The following is a 20,239-nucleotide window of genomic DNA, read 5'->3' on the forward strand; positions in this document are numbered from 1 at the left end:
GGGATATTTGAAACGGTCTATCTTATGGCAAGCGGCGCGAAGGCGCGCAAATTGGTGAGCAAAGCGGGATCGCATAAGAAGTGCCCCCGCACGTTACAGAAACATGCGGGGGCAAGATTTACGTCATGAGGGCCGCTTATTCAGCGGGAACCGCAGTGGCTTCCACCGTCAGAGGATGGCTGAGTTTATTCAGCATCTCTTTCGGGCAAATCTGCAGGAAATTGCCCTTTTCAACGTCCCAATGCTGCAGAATATCCACCGCCTTGCGACTGTTGGTTTCCGCAACATGGCGTTCGATCAGAAATTTCAGCTGATCTTCCCAATGATCAACCGTCACCGCGCAGGTCACCAGCGTTTCCTTATTCATCAGCAGCTCGGCCTTGCCTTCGGGATCGTACAGATACGCCATGCCGCCGGTCATACCCGCCCCAAAGTTGGCACCGATATCACCCAGAATAACAGCCACGCCGCCGGTCATGTATTCACACCCGTTCGAACCACATCCCTCAACCACCACTTTGGCGCCCGAGTTGCGGACCGCAAACCGCTCACCCGCGCGGCCGGCCGCGAACAGGTGACCATCTGTGGCACCATACAGAACCGTGTTGCCAATGATTGTGTTATCATCAGCTTTCAGCGGGCTGACCTGTGGTGGGCGCACCACAATGGTGCCACCTGAAAGCCCCTTGCCAACATAGTCGTTGGCGTCACCCGAAACCTCCAGCTTCAGACCCGGCGCTGCAAACGCTCCCAAGGACTGACCGGCCGAGCCCTGCAGCTTGACGTGCAGATGGTCGGGCTGGAACGTGTTGCGCATGCCAAAGTTCTGCACGATATGGCTGGACACCCGCGTACCCACGGTCCGGTGGGTGTTCTGGATCGCGTAAGACAGCTGCATCTTCTCACCGTCTTTCAGGAACCGCGCCGCGTCGCGCACGATCTCAGCGTCCAGCGTGTCGGGCACCGCGTTGCGATCTTTGTCCCGGTTATAGACAATGTCATGCGCGCCATCGACAGTGATCAGCAGAGGATTCAGGTCCAGATCGTCCAGATGCGCCGAGCCACGGCTGACCTGAGCCAGCAGATCGGCCCGACCGATGATCTCATCCAGCGAGCGCGCGCCGAGGCTGGCCAGCAGCTCGCGTACCTCCTGCGCGTAGAAGGTGATCAGGTTGACGACCTTGTCCGCATTACCAGTGAACTTGGCGCGCAGGGATTCATCCTGCGTACAGACACCAACCGGGCAGGTGTTCGACTGGCACTGGCGTACCATGATACAGCCCATCGCGATCAGGGCGGCGGTTCCGATACCATACTCCTCGGCCCCCATCATCGCGGCCATGACAATGTCACGACCGGTCCGCAGGCCACCATCGGTCCGCAAGGTCACACGGTCACGCAGGTTGTTCATCGCCAGAACCTGATGCGCTTCGGTCAGGCCCATTTCCCATGGCAGGCCAGCATATTTGATACTGGTCGCAGGCGATGCGCCCGTGCCGCCATTGTGGCCCGATATCAGGATGATGTCCGCTTTCGCTTTAGCCACACCGGCAGCAATCGTACCCACTCCCGAGGACGCCACCAGTTTGACCGTCACCTTGCAGCGCGGGTTGATCTGTTTCAGGTCATAGATCAGCTGCGCCAGATCCTCGATCGAATAGATATCGTGGTGTGGCGGCGGCGAGATCAGCGTGACGCCTTTGGTCGAATGCCGCAGACGTGCAATCAGGTCGGTGACCTTCATGCCGGGCAGCTGACCACCCTCACCGGGTTTCGCGCCTTGGGCAACCTTGATCTCAAGCTCTTCGCACTGGTTCAGGTATTCGGCGGTCACACCAAACCGGCCTGAGGCCACCTGCTTGATCTTGGCCGACGGGTTGTCGCCATTCGGTTCCGGCACGAAATGTGCGGGGTCTTCGCCACCTTCGCCACTGTCAGATTTCGCACCGATCCGGTTCATCGCCACGTTCAGCGTCTTATGCGCCTCAGGGCTCAACGCCCCCAACGACATACCCGGCGTGACAAAGCGTTTGCGGATTGAGGTGATCGATTCAACCTCTTCAATCGGCACTGGCTTGCCCAATGGTTTGAAGTCCATCAGATCACGCAGGTGGATCGGTGGGTTTGACTGCATCTTGGCGGAATATTGCTTCCACAGCTCATATGAGGCGCGGTTACAAGCCATCTGCATCATATGCATCGAGGTTGCTTCCCACGCGTGGGTCTCACCCGATTTACGCGCCTTGTAGAAGCCACCGATCGGCAGCACGTCCAGACCGCTGTCCCAGCCCTTGGCATGGATTTCTTCGGCCTTGGCCTGAATACCGGTCACACCGATACCGGAAATGCGGCTGGTCATGCCGGGGAAGTATTCGGCGACCATTGCACGGCTGAGGCCGACCGCCTCAAAGTTTAGACCACCGCGATAAGAGGAAATCACCGAAATCCCCATCTTGGCCATGATCTTCAGCAGGCCCTGATCGATGGCTTCGCGATAGCGAGCGACATTCTCAGTCAGTGTGCCGTCCAGCAGGCCACGGTCGATCCGGTCTGCCAGCGAATCCTCGGCCAGATAAGCGTTCACTACAGTCGCACCGCAGCCAATCAGCACCGCAAAGTAATGCGGATCAACACATTCCGCCGACCGCACATTCAGCGAACAGAAGGTCCGCAGGCCTTGACGGGTCAGATGCGAATGCACGGCGCTGGTAGCCAGAATCATCGGCATCGCCACGCGGCCCTGACCCGAGTTCATGTCGGACAGCACCAGATGCCCCGCACCCGAGCGCACGGCCTCTTCTGCTTCGGCTCTGACACGGGCCAAAGCGGCGCTCAGCGCGCCTCGACCGGGTTCAAAACTACAGTCGATTTCGGCCAGCGGCGCGTTGAAATCCGCGACCAGTTCGTCCCATTGCGCATTACCGACAAAGGGGCTTTCCAAAACGATGATCTCGGTCTGGCTGCTATCTTCATCCAGCACGTTCTTGAGGTTCCCGAACCGCGTCTTCAGCGACATCACGCGATATTCGCGCAAACTGTCGATCGGCGGATTGGTGACCTGGCTAAAGTTCTGACGGAAGAAATGGCTGAGCGGCCGATATTGCTTGGACAGAACCGCCGACGGGGTATCGTCGCCCATCGATGCAAGCGACTCTTTCCCGTCCTCGGCCATCGGCGCAAGGATTTGCTCAAGCTCTTCAACGGTATAGCCCGCAGCGATCTGACGCTTGCGCAGCTCTTCGCCCGCAAAAATGGGGGCTTCGGTGACACCGGCCAGCGCTTCGTCCAGATCGTTGATCTTGCCGACCCACTCACCAAATGGCAGCGCACGCGCCAGCTTGTCCTTGATCTGCTTATCGCGGAACAGCTTGCCCTTTTTCATATCCACGGCCAGCATCTGACCCGGACCCAGCGCGCCTTTCTCGGTCACGGTGGCCTCATCAATCGGGACCATACCCGCCTCAGACCCCGCGATGACCAGACCGTCGCCTGTCACCACATAGCGCATGGGGCGTAGGCCGTTCCGGTCAAGGCCCGCACACACCCAGCGACCATCGGTCATGGCCAGCGCGGCGGGGCCATCCCACGGCTCCATCACGGAATTGCAGTAGGAATACATATCACGCCAGGCCTGCGGCAGCTCGACCGCCTGCTTGGACCAGCTTTCCGGCACCAGCATGGTTTTTGCCATGGGTGCCGAACGACCCGCACGCACCAGAACCTCAAAAACCGAGTCCAATGCGGCCGAATCCGACGATCCGCCTGCGATGATCGGTTTGATATCCTCGGCATAGTCGCCAAAGGTCGCGGACGCCATACGGATCTCATGGCTTTTCATCCAGTTGATGTTGCCCTTCAGCGTATTGATCTCACCGTTATGCGCCAACATGCGGAACGGCTGCGCCAGCCACCATTGCGGGAAGGTATTCGTCGAATAGCGCTGGTGATAGATCGCAAAGGCGGATTCAAAGCGTTCATCCATCAAGTCGGGATAGAAAACCGCAACCTGTTCGGCCAGCATCATGCCTTTGTAGATGATCGACCGGCAGGACAACGACGCCAGATACAGGTCCGAAATCCCCGACGCGGCGGCGGCCTTCTCAATACGACGGCGGATCACATAAAGCTCGCGCTCAAAGGTTTCTTCGTCGACACCCTTGGAGTTCGAGATCAGGATCTGTTCAATCTCGGGCCGGGTTGCGTTGGCCTTGTCACCCAGACAGGTCACATCGACCGGCACATGGCGCCAGCCATAGATGTAGTATCCCATACGCAGAACTTCGGTTTCCACGATGGTCCGGCACTGTTCCTGCGCGCCAAAATCGGTGCGCGGCAGAAAAACCTGACCAACAGCGATCAGCTCATCCATATTGGGCTCGTGCCCGGTACGGCGGATCTGGTCATAGAAGAAGGGCGCAGGAATCTGGACGTGTATGCCAGCACCATCACCGGTTTTGCCATCCGCATCCACCGCCCCACGGTGCCAGATCGCCTTGAGCGCATCGATCCCGGCATCGACCACCTTGCGCGAGGCTTTGCCATCCACGGAAACGACCAGACCCACCCCGCAAGAGGAATGCTCTTCTGCTTCGGAATAAAGACCGTTTTCCGCCATCCACTGGCGTTTGGTTTCTTCGGCCCGTACCCAATCGGCATCATATTTGGTCATTGGTTGTCTCCTTCTGCGGGCAGGGCATACATGGCTTCGACCTCAGCTTTGGTCATCTGCCGGCGTTCACCAGCGAACGCATAGCCCTCGGGCTTTTTGTCGATATAGAGTTCAAGTTTCAGCGCATTGCCTGTGTCATCAAACAGGCCCGCTGCCATTTGTGTCTGTCCGTGCATCTCACCCGGCAGGGTAATCCGGTACCAAAGCGCCGAACCGCAGTCAGAGCAAAACGCACGCTCGGCCCAGTCGGACGAGGTGAAGGTTTTCACCGGCCCCAAAGCGGCATAGCCGGGTTCGGCCTGAAACGTGACCAGCATCGAGCTGGTCCAGCGGCGGCATTGGTCACAATGGCAGGCACCCAGCGCATCCCGCGCCGGGGTGGCTGTTACCGTGACGGCACCGCACATGCATTGGCCTTGCAATTCGGTCATCTCTGACCCTCCTGATCGCTGGGCTTATTCTGCTGCGATTGCAGCTTTGGCGTTGAACCGGTTGACAATCGCATCAGCACAGTCGCGCCCATCCCGGATCGCCCAAACGACCAGAGACGCCCCGCGCACAATGTCACCAATGGCATAAACGCCATCCATTTCGGTCTCGCCGGTTTCAAAGGCCGCCTTGACGGTGCCCCAACGCGTGACCGGCAAATCGGGCTGGCCAAACAGTGTGGGCAGGTCTTCGGGCTCAAAGCCCAGCGCCTTGATGACCAGATCGGCATCTTCCACGTAATCGGCACCCTCAATCACCTCGGGGGCCTGACGTCCGGTGGCGTCGGGCTGACCCAAGCGCATCTTCTGCACCATCACGCCCGAGACCTTGTCATCGCCAGTGAACCCTTTGGGTGCGCTGAGCCATTCGAAAATCACGCCTTCTTCTTCGGCATTCTGCGTTTCGCGCTGCGAGCCGGGCATATTGGCCCGGTCCCGGCGGTACAGGCATTTGACCGAGGTTGCACCCTGACGGATCGAGGTGCGGACGCAGTCCATCGCCGTATCACCTCCGCCGATCACCACAACCTTTTTGCCTGCGGCATTCAGGCGACCGTTGTCGAAGTCGTCAACCGCGTCGCCAAAGCTTTTGCGGTTTGAAGCGGTAAGGAAATCGATCGCTTTTTCGATGCCGTTCAGACCACTGCCCGGCATGGACAGATCACGGGACTTGTAGACGCCGGTTGCGATGATAACGGCGTCATAGCTGGCGCGAATCTCCTGAAACTTGGCCGCATCCACGTTGCAGTTCAGTTCGAACTTCACCCCGCCATCGGCCAGCAGATCATTGCGCCGCTGTACGATGTCTTTTTCCAGCTTAAAGCCCGGAATGCCATACATCAGCAACCCGCCAGCGCGGTCGTAGCGATCATAGACGGTCACCTGAATGCCCGCGCGACGCAGCATGTCTGCAGCGGCCAGACCACCGGGGCCACCCCCGATGATGCCCACGCTTTCGCTACGCTCAGCTGCGGGCGCAACCGGCTGCACCCAACCTTTGTCCCATGCTGTATCGGTGATGTATTTCTCGATCGTGCCGATGGTCACAGTGCCGTGGCCGGACTGTTCGATCACGCAATTGCCCTCGCACAGGCGGTCCTGTGGGCAGATGCGACCACAGATTTCAGGAAACGTGTTGGTCGCCTGGCTTGTCTGATAAGCCTCTTCCAACCGTCCGGTCGCGGTCAGGCGCAGCCAATCGGGAATGTTGTTGTGCAAGGGGCAATGCGACTGACAGTATGGCACACCGCATTGGCTGCAGCGACTGGCCTGCTCTTCTGCCTTGGCAGATGCGAATTCGGCATAGATTTCGTCAAAGTCTTCTTTGCGGTCATCCGCGGCACGCTTGTTGGGCATGACACGGTCGATCTGCACAAATTTCAGCATCGGTTGCTTGGCCACGGGTCAGACTCCATGAATTGGCTTGGTCGGAACTCTTTACGGGATGACACGGCAGATGAAAAGTAAATTATGCTGACCTATTTTGGAAATTTTCGCGCGCAGCAGACGAATTCGATAGATTCACATAGTAAATTTAGGTCCGATACGGACTTATATGCGCTCTTTTCTTTCCGAAACCGCGAGAATACCCATTGAACACAAACAACGCGGGGCAGCAGCACGGGCGGGCAGATGGGTCTTTTTCAATTGATTCTGGTGGCAGTTATCCAAGGTATAACTGAATTTCTGCCAATTTCATCGTCGGGTCACCTGATCCTGCTGCCCAGCCTGACAGGCATGGACGACCAGGGGCTTGCCATCGATGTCGCTGTTCATGTCGGCACGCTGGGAGCGGTCATTCTGTATTTCTGGTCCGATGTGAAACAGGCGCTGGCTGGGCTGCCGCATGCCCTCATGGGGCGAACGGACACGCCGCAATCACGTCTGGCGCTGGGCCTGATCGTCGCCACCGTCCCAACGGTGATCGCCGGAGCGACCCTGCATCTCACCGGCCTGAGCAGCGCCATGCGCTCGGTCGCTGTTATCGGATGGACGATGCTGGGCTTTGGGATTCTCTTGTATTGGATGGATCAAAAGGGCGCCCAGACCAAACGTGCATCCGATTGGGGCCTGCGCGACGCGTTGATAATGGGGCTGTGGCAGGTGCTTGCGCTGATCCCCGGCACCTCGCGCTCGGGGATCACCATCACCGGTGCGCGTCAACTGGGATATAACCGCGAGGATGGCGCAAAGATCGCGATGTTGATGTCGATCCCGACAATCATCGCCTCGGGCATCCTGCTGTCTGTGGATGTGATCCAACAGGCAGATGCCCAACTGGCAAAGGACGGCGCGATTGCCGCTGCGTTCGCCTTTGTCTCGGCGCTGTTGGCGCTTAGCCTGATGATGCGCCTACTGCGCAGCATCAGCTTTACGCCCTATGTGATTTACCGGGTCATACTGGGCGTGGTTCTGCTTATCATCGCCTACAGTTGATCAGATCCGCAGGTTCTTGGCCGAGTTCTGAATGTCGTCATATTGACCTGAGGGGCGGAACTTCCACAGGTATTCGGGCAGAATCGATTCCATGGTCGCGGGCTCGATCCCCAAATCGGCGAAACCATTTGCCTGATCGGCCATAACATTGTCTCGGCGCAGGTTCTTTACCTGATCCCGCGTCAGGATATGGTTCGGGAACAGCTGAAAACTGATAAATTTCGCCATATCCAGCACACCCGCCATGATCCGCGCAGCCCAGAAGGGCATGCCCACAATGATCCGACGGCGGTGGATGACCTCGCACATCTGCTGCATCAGGGCATGAAAGGTCTTCACTTCGGGCCCACCCAGTTCGTAAACGCCAGGTGCTGCCGCTCCGCTTACGCCCAGCGCCGCTGCGTTGGCGACGTCATCGACATAAACGGGCTGAAACCGTGTCTCAGACCCGACAAGCGGCAGGAACCAAGACATGCGCGCCATGCTCGCAAACCGGTTAAAGAACTGATCTTCGGTTCCAAAAATCACGGAGGGGCGCAGAATGACCGCATCGGGCATATGCTTCAGAACACCCGCTTCTCCATGGGCCTTGGTGCGTGCATACGCACTGTCCGCTTCAGCATCCGCTCCAATCGCGGACAGATGCACCATGCGTGCAATACCCTGTTCAGCAGCCAGTCGCGCAATCCGTTCGGCCCCATCAGCCTGAACCGCATCGAAGTCATTCTTGCCAAGTTCATTCAACACGCCAACGCAGTTGACCACCGCATCAGACCCGTGCAGGGCGGCAGCAACCGAAGCGTCATCGCGGATATTACACAGAATAGGCTCGACTTGGCCAACAACGCCGTAGGTTTTGACGAACATCGCCTCATTCGGACGCCGCACCGCCACACGCACACGCCAGCCTGCGCTGGCCAGCCGCCGCGCAATATAGCGACCGACAAATCCTGACCCACCGTAAATCGTGACCATTTTCGACATGAGCTGGCTCCTATAGTGTGGCTCCTCAACCGATCTACCGCTCGCACGGCCAGCAAACAAGGCGCAATAACGCCGCGCTGAACGTAAAATCCGAGACTTAATCGATGTCCCGGAAAGAGCGCGGACGACACCGCAAAAAATCTTTCACAAAACTATTCGAATCTGGTTGACGCCCCCCCGCAGTAGGCTTAAACGCCCCCTCACGACACCTGCCCAGGTGGCGGAATTGGTAGACGCGCTAGCTTCAGGTGCTAGTGTCCGTATGGACGTGGAGGTTCGAGTCCTCTCCTGGGCACCATTTCCTCTGATAAAGATTAATATATTCAGAGACTTAGCATGATTTACAATCTCTGTTTCCACCCTGTGAACCACTTAATTAGGCGGTGATGCTCATATTGATTTTGCGTTAATTGAGTCAACCGTGCCTATGGAAGTCGCAGGTTCGAATCCTGCACGGCTCATCACTTTTTCAGTTCGGAAGCAAATGATTAGCTATTTCTTCAAGTGATATAGTCGGATGAAACTAGTGTGTTATTGCGGACCTAGGGGACAGTTGGGAGACAAGCGCGCATGCCTGCGTCGCAAATCCATGTCTTTAGCCCTACACTATAGTTAAGACTTTGATAATTTTTACTGAGATACATTGGGATACAGGGATACAAATCTTTGCCGTCGAACGAAATAGATCATTTGTCCGAGGTTCTTCAAAGAGATGACCTAACTCCTGAGCAAGAAATTCGCGTTCTTGAGATGCTTGAGGGCTGACGTAAAACACGCACATCTTTTGTGAACGAGTCACAAAAGGCGGCTTCTCAGAAGTGGTACAACAGCACTTTTGTACAGTCTGCCTTTGGAAATTTGGCAGTATTCGCTGCTGCTATCGGGACCGTGTTTGCGGCATATGTTTCAGGCATATTTGGTGTGCAAGAAGCGACTGTAACGGTGCAAACAACAATAACAGATAGGCAGTTGCAGAATGAGTTCTCGACATTTGAAAATTAGTATCCATTAACGCCGACGACTCCAGGCGAGTGGCGGCTAAATCACGGTTTAAGCGGGCAGGCTATTGCCGTGTCCGATAGGAAAGCTGGGGAACTATGAACAGCAGGCATCAAAGTTCAGATACCTTTCTACAATCCTGTTGAGAATACTGGTTGGACTGCAAAAAGGACGACCCGGGGAGGATCGGGCCGTCCTCTTCTGCCGGTGGTCTAGCCGTCGCTAGGCGGCAAGACACCCGCTTCTTGTGCAACTTGGACCTCGCCCTGATCCAGTACGCCGTCGCCGTTAGCATCCATTGCAGCAAAGGTATCGGCATCGACGGTTGGAACAACAGCCTGCACCTCTTCAAGCGTCAAAACGCCGTCTCCGTTGGCATCCATAGACTGCGCGGCGGCCAGAGTGGGTAGTCCTAGAACGATGGCCGAAATAGCGGCGACATATTTAAGTTTCATTGCATTGGCTCCTAAGCAAAGTTTGAATGTTTTGGTCCGGACGTGCACCAGAAACACCCTGACATGCTGAGCGTCACCCGTATTAGGTGTGATGGTTCAGATTGAGCCAATCTCTGCGTGTTTGATTGAGTCTTGTCTGCAAACGCCCGCTGAGCGAAATTCCCTGCTATGGCTAGGCGGTTAACACCCGAAGCGAACCATGAAAAATGGCAGAGCTTCGCGCATACATCTTTAGGCCAACTCTTCCACCTCTCATGAGCCTCGTCCCCCTAAACTGCAAACGCCGTTCGGTACGACGTTGGAACTAGAGTGCCTATTGGGCCGTCTGATATGCTTTCCGGCACTGAACGAAAGGTATGTCTCCCTCGCTACGTACACTGACCAGAGCCGGTGGTAGTATAGTGCGTTTGCCGTCGGACTGAATCCGCTCTTGCACGCGTCTCAGGTGAGGGATCGGATTGGCACGTTTGCCAACACTGCCGCGATCCGTGCCACGCCGCGAAGAGTTTAGGGCCGTGAGATATTCTTTTGCGTCTGCGTTGTAGTGCGCCGGTATAGGGGCTTTCCCAATTTTCATTCGTTTCGCGTTCTTGATGCTCGGTGCGCGCTTTTGCACCGGTTGATAGCCCACCATGCAGACGGCAGCGGTTCTTGCCGGATACGGGCGTATTCATGCAAACGCCGTCTTTGGTTTTGGCTCCGCAAATCTTGGTTTCTCCGGTCATGTTGCGCCTCCTATCTGGACTAAGCCAAGCTGATCACGCCCAATTTCTACCAAAAAATGATCGCAGCGGCCCCGGCACCGTAGTGCGACATATGCCTTACGGCCAATGGGGTTGGGGTGGTTCTAGCGAAATAGATGCAAACCGGTCTGTGTCGCGCTTCTATGACTTGCCGTGCTCCGGTGCCATCGGTTCGCGGATGTCGGAAGTGCGAACTTTGCGGTCATTCGGTTTCCAGTCGGTATTTGAGAAACGTTGATCCGTCATAATCTAACTCATCAACAAACGTCGCCCCAAGTCTGCTAAGAGCACCCAAGTGTTTACGTGACGGGGGCAGTAGAAAAGTAACGAAGGGAATCCGTTCATCGGCAATGGCGAACTTGATTGCTTTTCTTGAAATGCGGGTGCCTAGCCCAAAATAGTTTGGCTTGAGAACTAGACCGTAATCCCACTCGTCCCCCTCCTTTTGGAAACCACCCCACCCAACATATTTACTGTTCAACAATATGGCCCAATGGCCAAGCCCATCACGACTCCAGCATTCCTCTTTGGCGGCAACAAACTTGGCCACGGCAGCTTCATCCCATTCGAAAGTCAGAAGAGGCATATGCTCTGCAACGCGAGGATCAGACATGTGAGCTATAATTTCGGTTGGATCGGTTTCGGGTAGCCTGGTGAAGGTAATCTCGTGTTTCAATTGAATTTCCAACTAAACTGGTTGTGCCCTCCTAATAGGTGAACGCTTGGCTCCAGACAACTAAAGGCAGCTCACGCAGGTTCGATTGTAACCAAGTTTCGATGTCCTGAATGGGCTCAAACCGGTCGCCGAAATTCGCAACAAAGAGCCGCTGCGGCGCATCCCGTAGGTTGCTTAAGGCGATAATGCCACTCGATCGACTAAGCGAGAACGTAAACGTCATATCGGCTGAAAGCCGAATTCTTGACCTGATTCAGCGAGCGATACTTGGGATGATCGAAGACCATCCGTATTGCTTCGTCATTGGGGTATTCAATAATAGTGACGTAGTGTGGAACTTCTGAGCCGGACAAGTTTTCTATGACTTCATAGCGATTGACCAACTTCGCACCTGCGGCCTCCATAAGGGGTGTCACCACAGACACGTATTTGTCAAGCGCCTCGCTGCCATCAACCGTCAAAGATGTCATAGCTAAAACAGTTTTTGTCATGGTCGATTGCCTTATTCTTGTTTTCGATTGGACTATCGCACTATCAGTAGGCTCGCGCAGAAAGAAAACTCAAAACCGATACTGATACCTCTCACATTTCAGAGCTTGGTCAATCCGCGCAATGAGCAGTTCCGAGCCCGGTTTTTGATGGGCCTCAGCTCTGCAAATCTGCAATCCCAAAAAATCCTCAGTGTGTAACCCGCATCACTGAAGCACCGCTCACAATGAGGCATACTGAAGATAGTTTAAGAGTTAGCGCTCATGTTGAGTTTCGAGCGCGAGGTTTTTTATCTGTCTCCCCATGACTAGGGCGCGCTTCAATGGCGCGCCCATTTTCCCATAATCACAACTAGGCGGTTAACCATGCTTGAGCTGCTGCGAATTAAGGTAGCTCTGAAACAGTCTGTCCAACGTTTCGCGATATGGGATGCGTCCAGAACGCTCAAGTCCTTCAGCTTCCTCATCCTTAAGGATTGAATAGAGTAATGCTCTGATCTTTATGTCTTTTTCCATTAAAGGGTGGTCAGGTTCAGGTTTTCCCCAGATCACTGTATCGGTAAGGTTTGAGACGTAGTAGAACACGCTCCGCAGTTTACACTCCTTCATGTATGGCGACGTTTCTTTGTAAAGATCATCCACATACTGAGTATACTTGTTTTTTTTGGGCGGAGCCAAAATGTGCTTTTCGACTCGCTCTGGATGTGCATGACGTAGGCGAGCTGGAAACTCGTGTTTTTCGGTAGGGATCAAGAGAATTCGCGCGGCGAGCGGCATGTCAGAAAATTTCGAGATGACTGGACCTACCAAAACATTCGTTCCAGGTTTGAGCTCTTGCAGGGCTTGCATGCGATAGCCCGCGCTTTGCCCGTTAGGTAGTTTTGCGTGACCAAAGAGAAACAACGTCCGGTCAGCGTAGACACCGCCGCCTCTGACCACGTGCTCTTCCCCTGAGCGGATATATCTGTTGACAAACGTGACATACGCGCTGTCCTCACCACCATTGCGCTCAATGTCATAAGTAAAGCGGATTACGTCATTTCTGCGCGCGCTGCGTCGATACCCACAAAACTTGCGGATGAATGCAGACGGAACCGGATCTACCGCGTCCCGAAATGGTAGGTCAGCCGCCAACAGACTAAAAGGGTTCCGTAGTGCGGTTAGCCTTCCGTAAACTGAGCTCTTAAGTTTCAGAAGTAGATCAGGAAGGTTAGATTGATCGCTCTCGTCAATCTCGTGTTTGAGCCTTACGTAGACATCACGCTCAAAGCGTAACATCAGATAATCGACCAAGAGCGCCATGGCCAGAGTATGACGGCGTTTTGCTTCGTTGGCCCAATACTTCTCAGTTAACAGAACTGAGATTTCTCGGTCTTCCACGTCATGAATGCCTCGCGAATGCCGGTATCTGATTGCACCTTTTCGGGCTTCGGATCGCAGCGCACCGCCGCCCTTTTTGCTATGCCCTTGGAAATGCAGCTTATCCAAATTGATCATTTCTGTTACAACTTCATGAAGCGCCTCAATCTGTAGGTCTGACAATGTATGTGCAAACAGCATGCGTTCCTCCCTCACCGCCTTCTCGACAACTGCAGGATGAGGTTAAGCCCCCAATACAAAAAATTGTACAAAATTTTGCGTTACTGCTCAGACTTTGACAGAAAAACCGCCCCCTCCAAATGCGTTGACTCACTAAAGTGTACTTAGGAAAAAATCACTTGGAGACACGCAATGGACCTCAAGCGCCAAATCTCCGAAATATCGGAGGAGATCAAGAGCATAGAGTTGAAGAGACAGCATGCTCCCAATACTATTATTGACGACGAACTGGCACTGACTGTCGATAGGCTGGTTGCAGAAAAAGGGCGCCTGCAAAACGAATTGGATGACCTGCCATCTCGTCCCACTGCAGTTGTGAAATACATTGAGAAGCTCGCAGTTTGGGCGGCTTTTTTGTTTCTGCTCGCAAACATCATACTCGCAGGCACAGCGCATGGAGGTAGTTCAGCCTATACGGGCTACACATATGCCTCCAAGCTGCACCTTGCAGCTTACGGGGTTCTGGTAATGGTTGGATTGCGCCGCCTATTCGCTCGCGTCTATCGCGAGAGAGATCGGATTCTAGCACTTCTAAGGGAGATCAAAGGGTGATTTCATGTTCAGGCATATGCCAAATGCTCATGCGTTAAAAACAGCTGTTTTTTCACGTTGTTGACCGTACTTGGAAGCACGGTCGTTTGGACAATGCGGGGCGCAACTGCCGGGTGCGCCCCACGTTCTGTTTACTTTGAAGCTTCCAGAATGGCGTTGATCATGGTGTCGCCATTAGCCTCAATGAAGTTGTTCCAGACCGGCTTGGCGGCTTCCTGAAAGGCGGCTGAATCCACATCCCGGTTGACCTTGACGCCCTGCTCTTGCAACCAGGCGATGTTCTCTTCTTCGGCTGCCTGAATGGCTGTACGCTGGAACACAACAGCTTCTTCTGCCGCGGTTACAATAGCGTTCTGTTCTTCTTCAGTCAGGCTGTTGAACCGATCCAGGTTCATAACCAGAGTAAGCGCCGAATAGGCGTGCTGCGAGAGGCTGAGATACTCCTGCACTTCGTAGAACTTGAACGCACGAACAACCCAGATGGGGTGATCCTGCGCATTCACAACACCGGTTTCAAGCGCTGTATACAGTTCGGCCACGGGAATCTGCTGTGGGTTTGCATCAAGCTCCGCGAACAGGTCATTCAGGGCGCGCGAGTTGTTCACGCGCATCTGTACCCCGGCGATATCCTCGGGAACGCGCACCGGACCCTTGTTGGTCGTGATATTGCGATAACCGTTTTCGGGATAACCGAGGCCTTTAAGACCAAATCCCTCGAGATCGGTGAAAACGCTTTGGCCAACCTCTCCATCCAGAACCTTGTATGCAACTTCACGGTTCGGGAACATGAAGGGCAGGGTGAATGCGCCGGCCTCCGGCACCATTCCGGTGAAGTTGTTCAAGCCGGACAGCTCAAAGTCGATAATGCCCGACCGCACGCCATCAATCAGCTGGCTGTCGGTCCCCAACTGGCCGTTGGGAAAGACATCAATCACGACCGACCCATTGGTGCCTTCCTTGACCTTCTCGGCAAACATCAGCGCCATCTCATGAGACAGGTCCGTTTCGGGTGCCGGATGGCCGAATTTCAGCCGGGTTTCAGCGCTGAGCGTTGTGGCTGTCACCGCAAAAGCCGCGGCGGCGGCAATGGTTTTGAGAATATGGTTCATGGGTCTCCTCCCCTGTTTAACCAATGAGAATTTGCATCGGGACGATGATGATGCTCGGAAACGCTACAAACAGCGCGAGCAATACGATGTAGGCCAGGACAAAGGGTGCGACGCCTTTCACTGCATTTGACATCGGTACGCGGGACACGCCGCAGACAACGTTCAGGACATTGCCAACCGGTGGCGTTATCAGGCCGATCGAAGCGTTGATGATGAACATCAGACCAAAGTAAACCGGATCGATTCCGGCCATTTTGATGACGGGCATGAACAGCGGTGCGAGGATCAGGACCGATGGCCCGAGATCCATCACCATGCCAACCAGAAACACGATGATCATGATGGCCGCCATCAGCAGTCGGGGCGACTCGATGAGCGGCGCCAGCATGGCTGCGAGTTGCTGCGGCAGCTGTGCGATTGTGATCAGCCAAGCTGCGACGATGGCGCAGCCGACAAGAAACATGACCATGGCGGTCGACCGGGCCGCGGCGACGAAAACGTGATAGAGGCCTTTGAAAGTCAACTCGCGATAGACAACCATCGAGATGACAATGGCATAGACGGCCGCAACAACGGCCGCTTCGGTCGGTGTAAAGATGCCAAAACGGATACCGCCGATGATGATGATTGGCAGCAAAAGCGCCCAGAAACCGTCGCGCAGCGCCATCAGGCGTTCCCGACCCGAAGCTTTGGGAAGAACTTCCAGATCTTCGCCGCGCACAAGCAGGCTCCAGACAACGAACAGAGTGGCCCCCATCATCAGCCCAGGAACAATCCCGCCGACAAACAGTTTTGCGATGGAAATATTGCCGGCCACACCGATCAGAATGAGTGGAAGGGAGGGTGGAATGACCGGAGCAATGATCCCTCCCGCCGCCAAAAGCCCTGCGGATCGGCCCTTCGGGTAGCTGGCTTTTGCCATCATCGGATAGAGCATGCTCGACAGCGCCGCCGCATCAGCAACGGCCGAGCCCGAAAGACCTGCCAGCAGAACCGAGGTGAAAATCGCAACAAAGCCGAGGCCACCCCGGCGATGCCCCAACAACGCCATCGCAAGGCGGACGATGCGTTTGGCAAGGCCGCCGGCAGACATCACCTCACCCGCAACGAGGAAAAAGGGAATGGCCAGCAGCGGAAAGCTGTCGACACCATTGATCAGGGATTGCGCAAGAATATCTGCGCTGAACAGATCCAGATGCAGCATCAGCGCCATGGCGCTGAGCAGCAGGGAAAAGGCAACCGGAATACCCAGCAGAATACCGACCAGAAGAACGCCAAGGAAAATTGCCAGTGTCATTGTACGTCGTTGTCCTGCACGGGGTAGAAAAACTGGTAGAAGGCGACGAAGAACATCAACACGCCCGAAATTGCACCGGGCAGATACAGCAGCCCTTTAGGCAGACCTGTCAGCTGAGAAATGTTGTTCCAGTTGGCCAGCGTTTGTTTGGTGGCCCCCCAGAACAGCATCGCGACACTAATCATGATCACAACGCTGGACAGGCGTTTGAGATACGGCACCAGACGCGGGAACAGCGCTTCGGAAAATTCAGAGATTGCCAGATGCTCGCCCCGGCGCAAGACGGTAACGGCCCCGATCATGACGATCCATACGAATCCGAGGCGGGACAGCTCGACCGAAGGGCGCAACCCAGACGAAAACCCGTAGCGTAACACCACATTGGTGAAGACAAGAAGGATCATCATCGCCATCAGGGCGGCCATGATTACATCCACAGCATTCCAAAGCCTATCCAGAAGAGTTTTCATGTTTGACGTTTACCTGTGAGGCAAATAAGGTTATCGATAACCTTATTGATGGTATCGGCAGTTGGCAAGATGATTCCGCCTGAGTTTTCACACATTCGTTTCGCCGGAAGTTTGCTAGAGCCCGTATTCTGGGGTACCGCTCAATGCACACCGGACGTCATAGAATTCAAAAGTAAAGCCGCTTGAATGACCGCAGAAAATCAACCCAAGAAAGTCAGGTTGGCCGAAGTCGCAAAAAAGGCCGGCGTCAGCTCGATGACAGTGTCGAAAGTCCTGCGCGGGACCGGCAGCATCTCGGAGAAGACAATCGCGCGGGTCAAGAAAGTCGTCGACGAGCTGGGCTATGTTCCGAATTCTCTGGCGGGTTCGCTGAGTTCGATGAAAAGCAACTTTGTCGGGGTGATCATCCCCTCGGCCAGTGACGTGGTTTTTGCCGAAATCCTGAGCGGTATCAATGATCAACTGCGCCCGCAGGGGCTGAATACGCTGATTGGTGAAACCCTTTTTGATGGCGACATCGAAGAACAGTTGTTGCGCACCGTCCTGTCGCTGCAGCCTGCGGGTCTGATCATTAGTGGCGGGATCAACCGGTCGGACAAAGGTAAGATGCTGCTTGAACGGCGGAATTGCCCGTTGGTGCAACTTTGGGATGCAGACGACGCGAGTGGCGACGTCAATATCGGTCCATCGCATCGCGATGCAGGCCGACAGATGGCAAGACACTTCCTGAAAAGGGGATACCGCAATGTCGGGTATATTGGCACCGAACTGGATAAGGATATCTGTGCCCATAAACGCTTTGAAGGGTTTGCCGAAACCATCAGGGAAGCCGGACTCACTGTAACGTGTGAAATCGCAACCGACCTGCCGCGTCAGGCTGCAAGCGGGCCAACACTGACTCAACGTCTTCTGGCCAGGGCACCGAAAACGGATGCGATCTTTTATCTGAATGACGCGATGGCTGTTGGTGCCCTGTCCTGGCTTCACGAATGTGGTGTTGCGGTGCCGGAACAACTGGCGGTCGCCGGTTTTAACGGCACTTCGTTGGCGCATACTATTCGGACAAAAGTGTCCACTCTGGATGTTCCAAGAAGAGCGATCGGTGAAGCGGCCGGTCGCGCGCTGACAGAATTTCTGCAGGCGAGCTCGGTTTCCGCGCATCAAAGTATCGATCCCGTACTCGTCCTCGGCAACACAACCTGACACCACTCTTTCCAGAGGAGACCTCTTGTGAACTTTTCCAGACCAACCACTCAACTGACCCATACAGGCGTCATGGCCATGTTGTCCGCCGCAATCGATTGCGCCGAAACCATCGGCCAACCGCAGTGCATCGTCATCGTCGATACCAGCGGCGAAACACTGGGTGAAATTCGGATGACTGACGCCAAGTTCCTCAGCCGGAAAAGCGCACTTAGCAAGGCATTGACTGCTGCCTCGATCAATGCCGGGTCCGATAATATCCCCGATCACGTGCGCCCTCTGATTGGTCTTGCCACGCAAGGCTGCGTCACCGGCCTGAGCGGCGGCTTGCCCATCCGGCTGAACGGCGTACTGGTTGGCGGCATTGGTGTTGGGTCCGGCACCCCGCAACAGGATGTCGAAGTCGCCACAGCTGCGCTGGCCGCCATCGGAGCAGATACCGCTGATTGACTGCAGGCTTTTCAGGGGGACTGTCTGCACATTCATCTGCTTTCCAGCTAGGTAGCGTATCGTCAAAACGGGCCGTCGTCTGTGACAGCGGCGGCCCGATATGCGCCTGCGGTACCTCTACCTATTCTCCGGTGGATTCCATTGGCTCTCTCTGCTTGAATAAACGTCCCCAGATGGCGGGACCGATCAACGCCAGCGCGGTCAGGACAAAGAACAAAAGGGTCAGCGGTCGGGTGAACATCAGCCACCACTTTTCATCCAGCATCACCATGGATTGGCCCAGACGCTGCTCCAGCATACCACCCAGGATCAGGCCAATGGCCAGCGGCACAACGGAAAATCCGTAGCGGCGCATGAAAAACCCGATCACACCCGAGATCAATGCGACCCATACGTCGAACATCGACTGGTCCAGCGCGTAAGCGCCGACAATCGAAAAGACAAAAACCGAAGGCCACAGAATCTGTGTCGGAATCATAGTGACCCGGGCAAAAATTCTCGCGCCCCCCAAGCCGATGAACAGGAACAGCACGTTCACAAACATCATCGACCAGAAGATCGCGTAGGCAAAATGCGCCTGCTCTGTGAACATGGTGGGGCCGGGGCGCAGTCCGTGGACCATCAGGCCGGCCAGGATAACGGCAGCTGTTGCGCTGCCAGGGATACCCAGCGCCAGGGTCGGCACCATCGCCCCACCCGTGGCCGCGTTGTTGGCCGCTTCAGATCCGGCCACCCCCTCGAGCGCGCCTCTGCCGAATTCTTCTGGCTTGCGCGACCAGCGTTTCGCCTCGTTGTAGCCAATCATCGATGCGACGGTTGCACCTTCAGCCGGCAGAATGCCAATGAACGTGCCAATGCCGGAGGACCGCAGAATTGCCCTCCACGTTTCACGAAGATCTTCGCGCGACGGCAGCTTTACCGCCTTCATTCGGATTTGCTCGCGCACAGTGTCCAGGTTTGACGCCTGCACCAGCAGTTCCGAAATGCCGAACACCCCGATCATGACGGGAACAAAGCCGATCCCTTCATACAGCTCGTAGCTGCCGAAGGTGAACCGCTCAACCGTGGTCAGATTGTCCACCCCGACCAGTGCCAGAAAGATACCAAGACCGCCAGCGATAAGGTTCTTCAAAGCAGAACCATCCCCGATACCGGCCAGCATCGACAGGCCGAACAGGGTCAGGGCAAAATACTCCGGAGGTGAGAAGTGATAGGCCGCTCGCGCCAGCAATGGAGCGGCCAGCATCAGACAGATGACGCTCAGGATACCGCCGGTCGTCGATGAGATGACCGCCATGCCCAGGGCGCGCCCGGCCTCGCCGCGTTGCGCGAGTGGATACCCGTCAAGGCAGGTTGTTGCACTGGCCGCCGTGCCGGGGGTGTTGATGAGGATGGCGGTGATGGCACCCGCAAAGGTCGCAGCACAATAAATCGCGGTCAGAATGGCAATCGCGGGCACCGGTTCCATCGTCAGCGTAAAGGGCAGCAGCAGGGCCGCCCCCGTGGTGGCGTTGAGACCCGGCAGCGCGCCGATGATAACGCCGCCAAGGGTAGCGGCGACCAGCAGCATCAAAAGCGTTGGATCGGCAAGAGCGGTCAGGCCGCCCAACAAATCTGTCAT

The 20,239-nt window shown here is 55.6% G+C and carries 18 protein-coding genes and 1 tRNA gene; 6 read left to right on the forward strand and 13 right to left on the reverse strand.

Annotated elements, in window-relative coordinates; translation table 11 throughout:
- Positions 1–136: 136 nt before the first annotated feature.
- Genes gltB through ACR0I7_RS07955 form a run of 3 tightly spaced genes read right to left on the reverse strand, consistent with a single transcriptional unit; the run spans position 137 to position 6,558 of the window.
- The gene (gene gltB / locus ACR0I7_RS07945) at positions 137–4,669 is read right to left on the reverse strand and encodes a glutamate synthase large subunit (protein WP_480509788.1); all 4,533 of its coding nucleotides are present in this window, start codon (positions 4,667–4,669) and stop codon (positions 137–139) included.
- On the reverse strand, positions 4,666–5,100 hold the full coding sequence (locus ACR0I7_RS07950; protein ID WP_480509790.1) for a GFA family protein: 435 nt from the start codon (positions 5,098–5,100) through the stop codon (positions 4,666–4,668). Before ACR0I7_RS07950 ends, gltB begins: the two co-directional genes overlap by 4 nt.
- A gap of 24 nt (positions 5,101–5,124) precedes the next feature.
- The gene (locus tag ACR0I7_RS07955) at positions 5,125–6,558 is read right to left on the reverse strand and encodes an NAD(P)-dependent oxidoreductase (protein ID WP_480509792.1); all 1,434 of its coding nucleotides are present in this window, start codon (positions 6,556–6,558) and stop codon (positions 5,125–5,127) included.
- Positions 6,559–6,789: 231 nt separating this feature from the next.
- Here ACR0I7_RS07955 and ACR0I7_RS07960 point away from each other — a divergent pair, with 231 nt between their 5' ends.
- Positions 6,790–7,593, forward strand: coding sequence for an undecaprenyl-diphosphate phosphatase (locus ACR0I7_RS07960; protein ID WP_480509794.1), 804 nt, complete (start codon positions 6,790–6,792; stop codon positions 7,591–7,593).
- Here ACR0I7_RS07960 and ACR0I7_RS07965 read toward each other — a convergent pair whose 3' ends face one another.
- Positions 7,594–8,577, reverse strand: a complete 984-nt coding sequence (locus tag ACR0I7_RS07965) for a complex I NDUFA9 subunit family protein (protein ID WP_480509796.1) — start codon at positions 8,575–8,577, stop codon at positions 7,594–7,596.
- Positions 8,578–8,788: 211 nt separating this feature from the next.
- Between ACR0I7_RS07965 and ACR0I7_RS07970 the strand changes: the two genes are divergently transcribed.
- Both ACR0I7_RS07970 and ACR0I7_RS07975 read left to right on the forward strand, forming a co-directional pair.
- A tRNA-Leu gene (locus tag ACR0I7_RS07970) sits at positions 8,789–8,875 on the forward strand.
- Positions 8,876–9,363: 488 nt separating this feature from the next.
- On the forward strand, positions 9,364–9,579 hold the full coding sequence (locus ACR0I7_RS07975) for a hypothetical protein (RefSeq protein WP_480509798.1): 216 nt from the start codon (positions 9,364–9,366) through the stop codon (positions 9,577–9,579).
- 209 nt (positions 9,580–9,788) lie between these two features.
- Here ACR0I7_RS07975 and ACR0I7_RS07980 read toward each other — a convergent pair whose 3' ends face one another.
- From ACR0I7_RS07980 to ACR0I7_RS08000, 5 genes are all read right to left on the reverse strand, one after another.
- Positions 9,789–10,031, reverse strand: a complete 243-nt coding sequence (locus ACR0I7_RS07980; RefSeq protein ID WP_480509800.1) for an EF-hand domain-containing protein — start codon at positions 10,029–10,031, stop codon at positions 9,789–9,791.
- Between the two features lie 368 nt (positions 10,032–10,399).
- Positions 10,400–10,756 (reverse strand): HGGxSTG domain-containing protein, encoded by a 357-nt coding sequence (locus ACR0I7_RS07985; RefSeq protein ID WP_480509802.1) that lies wholly within the window; start codon positions 10,754–10,756, stop codon positions 10,400–10,402.
- Positions 10,757–10,976: 220 nt separating this feature from the next.
- Positions 10,977–11,450 carry a GNAT family N-acetyltransferase gene (locus ACR0I7_RS07990; protein ID WP_480509804.1) on the reverse strand — a complete coding sequence of 158 codons (474 nt, stop codon included), beginning with the start codon at positions 11,448–11,450 and terminating at the stop codon, positions 10,977–10,979.
- Between the two features lie 200 nt (positions 11,451–11,650).
- Positions 11,651–11,941, reverse strand: a complete 291-nt coding sequence (locus ACR0I7_RS07995; protein ID WP_480509806.1) for a DUF1330 domain-containing protein — start codon at positions 11,939–11,941, stop codon at positions 11,651–11,653.
- Between the two features lie 357 nt (positions 11,942–12,298).
- Positions 12,299–13,498: a hypothetical protein gene (locus ACR0I7_RS08000; protein WP_480509808.1), complete on the reverse strand. Its 1,200-nt coding sequence runs from the start codon at positions 13,496–13,498 to the stop codon at positions 12,299–12,301.
- 171 nt (positions 13,499–13,669) lie between these two features.
- On the opposite strand from ACR0I7_RS08000, the gene ACR0I7_RS08005 reads away from it, so the two are divergent.
- Positions 13,670–14,089 carry a hypothetical protein gene (locus ACR0I7_RS08005; protein WP_480509809.1) on the forward strand — a complete coding sequence of 140 codons (420 nt, stop codon included), beginning with the start codon at positions 13,670–13,672 and terminating at the stop codon, positions 14,087–14,089.
- A 131-nt stretch (positions 14,090–14,220) separates the two neighbouring features.
- On the opposite strand, the gene ACR0I7_RS08010 is transcribed toward ACR0I7_RS08005, so the two are convergent.
- The 3 genes from ACR0I7_RS08010 to ACR0I7_RS08020 are packed head-to-tail and all read right to left on the reverse strand — an operon-like array spanning position 14,221 to position 16,965.
- On the reverse strand, positions 14,221–15,198 hold the full coding sequence (locus ACR0I7_RS08010) for a DctP family TRAP transporter solute-binding subunit (RefSeq protein WP_480509811.1): 978 nt from the start codon (positions 15,196–15,198) through the stop codon (positions 14,221–14,223).
- A 16-nt stretch (positions 15,199–15,214) separates the two neighbouring features.
- Positions 15,215–16,495: a TRAP transporter large permease subunit gene (locus tag ACR0I7_RS08015; protein ID WP_480509813.1), complete on the reverse strand. Its 1,281-nt coding sequence runs from the start codon at positions 16,493–16,495 to the stop codon at positions 15,215–15,217.
- Positions 16,492–16,965, reverse strand: coding sequence for a TRAP transporter small permease (locus tag ACR0I7_RS08020; RefSeq protein ID WP_480509815.1), 474 nt, complete (start codon positions 16,963–16,965; stop codon positions 16,492–16,494). The genes ACR0I7_RS08015 and ACR0I7_RS08020 overlap by 4 nt, the downstream gene beginning before the upstream one ends.
- A gap of 186 nt (positions 16,966–17,151) precedes the next feature.
- On the opposite strand from ACR0I7_RS08020, the gene ACR0I7_RS08025 reads away from it, so the two are divergent.
- Both ACR0I7_RS08025 and ACR0I7_RS08030 read left to right on the forward strand, forming a co-directional pair.
- The gene (locus tag ACR0I7_RS08025; protein ID WP_480509817.1) at positions 17,152–18,168 is read left to right on the forward strand and encodes a LacI family DNA-binding transcriptional regulator; all 1,017 of its coding nucleotides are present in this window, start codon (positions 17,152–17,154) and stop codon (positions 18,166–18,168) included.
- A gap of 27 nt (positions 18,169–18,195) precedes the next feature.
- Positions 18,196–18,618, forward strand: coding sequence for a GlcG/HbpS family heme-binding protein (locus ACR0I7_RS08030; RefSeq protein ID WP_480509819.1), 423 nt, complete (start codon positions 18,196–18,198; stop codon positions 18,616–18,618).
- 121 nt (positions 18,619–18,739) lie between these two features.
- Here ACR0I7_RS08030 and ACR0I7_RS08035 read toward each other — a convergent pair whose 3' ends face one another.
- Positions 18,740–20,239, reverse strand: coding sequence for a tripartite tricarboxylate transporter permease (locus tag ACR0I7_RS08035; RefSeq protein ID WP_480509820.1), 1,500 nt, complete (start codon positions 20,237–20,239; stop codon positions 18,740–18,742).

Source organism: Ruegeria sp. AM1 (assembly GCF_056540745.1).